Source organism: Enterococcus spodopteracolus (assembly GCF_030441955.1).
Taxonomy (GTDB): Bacteria; Bacillota; Bacilli; order Lactobacillales; family Enterococcaceae; genus Enterococcus_B; species Enterococcus_B spodopteracolus.
On sequence record NZ_JARJHD010000054.1, the window covers coordinates 1 to 852 of the forward strand.

Annotated in this window: 1 protein-coding gene; it reads left to right on the forward strand. The window is 35.9% G+C overall.

The window, feature by feature from the left end; translation table 11 throughout:
* On the forward strand, nucleotides 1-852 hold an 852-nt coding region (locus P3R27_RS14405), incomplete at both ends, for a DNA-methyltransferase (RefSeq protein WP_301390185.1).

Below are 852 nucleotides of genomic sequence, written 5' to 3' on the forward strand. Positions count from 1 at the left end.
GGGATGATGAAAAGCTTTCTGTTTTGTTGAAAGAATTAGAAAATGAAACTATTGTTTTAACAGGTTTTGAATCGGAAGAAGTAGAAGAATTACTTACTGCGTTTGATTATAAAGAAGATACCGAAAAACCTGTAATAGAAGATGGATTCGAAGTGAATGAATTTATAGAAAATCATTCTGATCCTAGAACTAAATATGGTCAACTATGGAAGCTTGGTAAGCATTATTTATTATGTGGCGATGCTACGAAAGCGAGCGACGTCGAAAGATTGCTACAAGGTAAAAAGGCGAATTTAGTTGTCACTGACCCACCATATAATGTAGCAGTGAAATCTGATAATAAAGAATTAAACGAATCTGGACGAGAAAAAATTATGAATGATGACATGAGTGATGAAGAGTTTGATCAATTTTTAACATCTATATTCCACAACTATGCTAATGCAATGGAAGACAACTCGGCAATTTATGTCTTTCATGGATCTTCTTATCAGCGAGAATTTGAAAATAGCATGAATGCCGCAGGAATTATAGTTCGGTCGCAGTGTATTTGGGTTAAAAATAATGCAACATTTGGTTGGAGTCAGTATCGTTGGCAACATGAACCAGTTTTCTATGCACATAAGGACAGACATGCACCTACGTGGTACGGAGATAGGAAACAGACAACGGTTTGGCAAGACGACTTACTAGAAGATTTACCAGCAACCATTTGGAGAGTTCCCAAAGATGATGTGAACGCATATTATCATCCGACGCAAAAGCCATTATCACTTATTGCTATACCAGTAAAAAATAGTTCTAAAAGACAAGATATCGTTTTAGATTTGTTTGGTGGCTCAGGTAGTACAT